The organism is Mesorhizobium sp. M7A.F.Ca.US.010.02.1.1 (assembly GCF_004023085.1).
Lineage (GTDB): Bacteria > Pseudomonadota > Alphaproteobacteria > Rhizobiales > Rhizobiaceae > Mesorhizobium.
In genome coordinates, this window is sequence record NZ_RZRV01000091.1 from 1 (window position 1) to 3,722 (window position 3,722).

Genomic DNA, 3,722 nt, shown 5'->3' on the forward strand with positions numbered 1-3,722 from the left:
GCCTTCGGCGCCAGGCCCGAAACGCTGATGGGGCTTTCCGGCCTTGGCGACCTGCTGCTGACCTGCTCGTCCACCCAGTCGCGCAATTTCGCCTATGGCCTGGCGCTCGGCCAAGGCAAGCCGCTTGCCGGATTGCCGCTCGCCGAAGGCGTGCCGACGGCGGCGATCGCTGCCCGCATCGCCACCGAGCGCAACATCGACGCGCCGATCATTGCCGCTGTCGCCGCCATACTGGACGGTGCCATCACCGTCCGGCAGGCTGTGACGGCCTTGATGACCCGGCCGCTGAAGACCGAAACCAACGATTGATCCCCACGACTTTGAACGATCAGGAGAAAAAAAGATGCTGTTTGCTGTGATTTGCAAGGACAAGCCCGGAAGCCTGCAGGTGCGCCTCGACTCGCGGCCCGAGCATATCGCCTTTCTCGAAGGGTTGAACGGCGACAAGAAGCTGGCATTCGCCGGTCCGTTCCTTGATGCCGAGGGCAAGCCCAATGGCAGCCTCGTGGTCGTCGAAGCGTCCGACCTGGCTGGCGCCCAGGCTCTGTCGGCCGCCGACCCCTACGCCAAGGCGGGGCTGTTCGAAAGCGTCGAAATCCGCCCGTGGAACTGGACGTTCAACAAGCCGGCGGCTAGTTAATCCCGGTCGCCCGCGCGACGCCAAGGAGGAGAAAGACATGAACTACTGGCTGTTCAAATCCGAGCCATTCAAGTTCTCCTTCGAGATGCTGAAGGCCAAGGGCAAGGCCGGCACGCAATGGGACGGCGTGCGCAACTACGCCGCGCGCAACAACATGAAGGCCATGCAGATCGGCGATCTCGGCTTCTTCTACCATTCCAACGAGGGGCTGAACGTCGTCGGCATCGCTGAAGTCTGCGCGCTTGCCCATCCCGACACCACATCGGACGATCCGCGCTGGGAATGTGTCGACATCCGCGCCGTAAGGGATGTGCCGAACCCGCCGACGCTGGAACAGGTCAAGGCCAATCCGAAGCTTGCCGACATGGCGCTGGTGCGGCTCGGCCGGCTTTCCGTGCAGCCGGTGACGCCGGCCGAGTGGAAGGAAGTCTGCCACATGGGCGGCTTGACGCCGGCTCCGTGACGGCGCTGACGCCCAACAGCGCGAGGCAATTCATTCTCGACAACACGGCGCTGATGGCGCCGCCGCACGTGCCGGAGATCCTGCTTCATCTTGCCGACGAAGCGCATGATTTGTGGCAGCGGACCGAGGATGAGCTGGTCGAGATCGGCCTGCCACCGCCTTTCTGGGCCTTTGCCTGGGCCGGCGGCCAGGGCCTTGCCCGCTATGTCCTGGACAATCCCGGCACGGTGCGGGGCAAGCGCGTGCTCGACTTCGCTTCCGGCTCCGGCCTCGTCGCCATCGCTGCCGCCAAGGCAGGTGCCGCCAAGGTGATCGCAACCGACATCGATCCGTTCTGTGCCACCGCGATCCGGCTCAACAGCGAGATCAACGGTGTCGGGACCGAATTCCTCGGCACGGATTGCATCGGCACCGATGCAGGTTGGGACGTGGTCCTGGCCGGTGATGTTTTCTACGACAAATCTTTCGCGGACCGGCTGATGCCATGGTTCGCAACGCTGAAGGCCCGCGGCGCCGAGATCCTCGTCGGCGATCCCGGACGGTCGTATCTGCCGAAGGCAGGGCTGGAGCCGCTTGCGGTCTATGAGGTGGCCGTCACGCGGGCACTGGAGGATGCGCTCGTCAAGCATACTACTGTCTGGCGGTTTGCTTGACGCCAACGCCGAACAGGCGTTCCATCAAGTTCGCATCTGGAGGGGGAAGCTCATGGATTTTTCAGCAGTGAACTGGCTGGCGGTGATCGCCGCCGCAATTCTGGCATGGCTGTTCGGCGCCGCTTGGTACATGGGCCTGAGCAAGCCGTGGCTGAAAGCCGCCAAGCTCGATCCGGCGACGATGAAGAAATCGCCGCTGCCCTTCGTCATCAGCTTCATCGCCGAACTGGTCATGGCGTACATATTGGCGCTGGTCGTCGGCGCGATGACCGGCGGCGAGCCGACATGGATTGCCGGCCTGGTCTTCGGCTTCGTGCTCTGGCTGGGTTTCGTCGCCACGACGCTCTCGGTCAACCATCGCTACGAGAATTTCGGCTGGGATCTGACCCTCATCGACGGCGGCCACTGGCTCGGTGTGCTGCTGATCATCGGCGCCGTGATCGGCTGGTTCGGCGCGGCGGCAAGCTGATCAAGAAGGGAGTAGGGCAGTAAGGCAGTAGGGGAATAGGGGCAAACGGCACCGACTGCAATCCCTACTGCCCTACTGCCCTACTGCCCTACTGCCCTTTGTCCGTGGTCCGCGTCTTGGCGACTTCCTCGAGCATCCATTCGCGAAAGGCGACGATGCGCGGATCGTCGCCGGTATTTTCGGGATAGACCAGGAAGTAGGCGAACTCGGGCGCCACCCGCAGGCCGAGTTCGAAAGGCTGCACCAGCCTGCCCAGGGAAAGGTCGTTCGCCACCATGGCGAAATCGGCGAGCGCAACGGCATTGCCGTCGAGCGCTGCCTGGACGGCATCCGTGGAGTTTCCGAAGACGACGGTCCGGCTGTCGTCGAAATCATTGATGCCGGCCGCCGCCATCCACATCCGCCAGTTGGGCCATGTCACGCCTTGCCGCGACCATTCGATATGCGCAAGCGTGTGATTGAAGAGGTCGCGCGGCTCACGCAGCGGCGGACCGGACGTCAAGAGGCTCGGGCTGCACACCGGAATGAGGATGTTGTCGAACAGCCGGTGGGTGCGAAGGCCTGGATATTTCCCGGCGCCAAAACGGATGCCGACATCGATGTCATCGAGTTCGAAATCCCGCACTTCATAGGCAATGTCGAATCGCAATTCGATATCTGGGTGATGCTTGCGAAAATCGTCGACGCGTCGCATCAGCCATTTTGACGCGAACTGCGCGTCGAGCGTTACCTTCAAAAGGGCGGTGCCGCGCGCCAGCTTCTGCGCCCGCGAAACGGCCCGGCCAAGCAGGTCGAGCGCGTCGGCCGAGGCGTCGAACAGCACCGTCCCCGCCTCGGTGAGCCGGATGGTGCGGCTGGTGCGTGTGAACAGCACCAGCCCGAGTTGATCCTCGATTTCCTTGATCTGATGGCTGACGGCGGCCGGTGTCAGGCCGAGCTCGTCGGCGGCGCGGGTGAAATTGAGGTGCCGGGCCGCTGCTTCCAGCGTCCTCAAGGCACGAGTCCCGGGCAGAAGACGAGCCATCCTATCCTCAAATAAAACTTGATGATCCAGAGAAAACTACTCGTTTCTCGCAGGGATTTCAATCTGGCATGATCCCATCATCGACACATCATCAAGCCGGATTTGATATCCGGAGACAACGGATCATAACCATGTCCATCATCGTTTTGAATTCATCGACACCCCGCCCGGCCTGGCTGGCCGAAACCCTCGACTGGCTGCGCCACGCCCGGGTCGCGATACGCCTCGCCCGCCGCGACATTGCCTACCAGGACGTCGAGGATCTCTCCGATCGCCAACTGCGCGATATCGGCGGCGAGCGCCGTGACGTCGCTCGCGCAATGGACAGAGAACTTGGCCGGCTGGGCCTGCTCGACATCGGTTGGCAGAAACCTGGTCGTAGGGGAATAGGGGAATAGGGGAATAGGGGAATAGGAAAAATTAAGGCTGCGCCGGGACTGTCCCTACTCCCCTACTCCCCTACTCCCCTACTC

At 62.7% G+C, this 3,722-nt stretch carries 7 protein-coding genes; 6 read left to right on the forward strand and 1 reads right to left on the reverse strand.

The window, feature by feature from the left end; genetic code table 11:
- From EOA19_RS34695 to EOA19_RS34715, 5 genes are all read left to right on the forward strand, one after another.
- Window positions 1-309: NAD(P)H-dependent glycerol-3-phosphate dehydrogenase (locus EOA19_RS34695; RefSeq protein WP_348629865.1), on the forward strand; the 309-nt coding region annotated here is incomplete at its 5' end.
- 34 nt (window positions 310-343) lie between these two features.
- Entirely contained in the window at window positions 344-640 is a 297-nt protein-coding gene (locus EOA19_RS34700) for a YciI-like protein (protein WP_128306096.1), read from the forward strand.
- 37 nt (window positions 641-677) lie between these two features.
- Window positions 678-1,103, forward strand: coding sequence for an EVE domain-containing protein (locus EOA19_RS34705; RefSeq protein WP_128306097.1), 426 nt, complete (start codon window positions 678-680; stop codon window positions 1,101-1,103).
- A complete protein-coding gene (locus EOA19_RS34710) occupies window positions 1,100-1,756 on the forward strand; it encodes a methyltransferase (RefSeq protein ID WP_128306098.1) in 657 nt (218 codons plus the stop codon). Before EOA19_RS34705 ends, EOA19_RS34710 begins: the two co-directional genes overlap by 4 nt.
- A 52-nt stretch (window positions 1,757-1,808) precedes the next feature.
- On the forward strand, window positions 1,809-2,225 hold the full coding sequence (locus EOA19_RS34715) for a DUF1761 domain-containing protein (RefSeq protein WP_128306099.1): 417 nt from the start codon (window positions 1,809-1,811) through the stop codon (window positions 2,223-2,225).
- Between the two features lie 88 nt (window positions 2,226-2,313).
- On the opposite strand, the gene gcvA is transcribed toward EOA19_RS34715, so the two are convergent.
- A complete protein-coding gene (gcvA, locus tag EOA19_RS34720) occupies window positions 2,314-3,249 on the reverse strand; it encodes a transcriptional regulator GcvA (protein ID WP_023811236.1) in 936 nt (311 codons plus the stop codon).
- A gap of 131 nt (window positions 3,250-3,380) precedes the next feature.
- On the opposite strand from gcvA, the gene EOA19_RS34725 reads away from it, so the two are divergent.
- Window positions 3,381-3,647, forward strand: coding sequence for a hypothetical protein (locus tag EOA19_RS34725; protein ID WP_023811237.1), 267 nt, complete (start codon window positions 3,381-3,383; stop codon window positions 3,645-3,647).
- Window positions 3,648-3,722: the final 75 nt, after the last annotated feature.

Excerpts from the sequence above, each read along its gene's own strand:
- EOA19_RS34700 (WP_128306096.1), top strand. The coding sequence starts at position 344 with ATGCTGTTTGCTGTGATTTGCAAGGACAAGCCCGGAAGCCTGCAGGTG.
- EOA19_RS34715 (WP_128306099.1), top strand. The coding sequence starts at position 1,809 with ATGGATTTTTCAGCAGTGAACTGGCTGGCGGTGATCGCCGCCGCAATT.
- gcvA (WP_023811236.1), bottom strand. The coding sequence starts at position 3,249 with ATGGCTCGTCTTCTGCCCGGGACTCGTGCCTTGAGGACGCTGGAAGCA.
- EOA19_RS34725 (WP_023811237.1), top strand. The coding sequence starts at position 3,381 with ATGTCCATCATCGTTTTGAATTCATCGACACCCCGCCCGGCCTGGCTG.
- EOA19_RS34705 (WP_128306097.1), top strand. The coding sequence starts at position 678 with ATGAACTACTGGCTGTTCAAATCCGAGCCATTCAAGTTCTCCTTCGAG.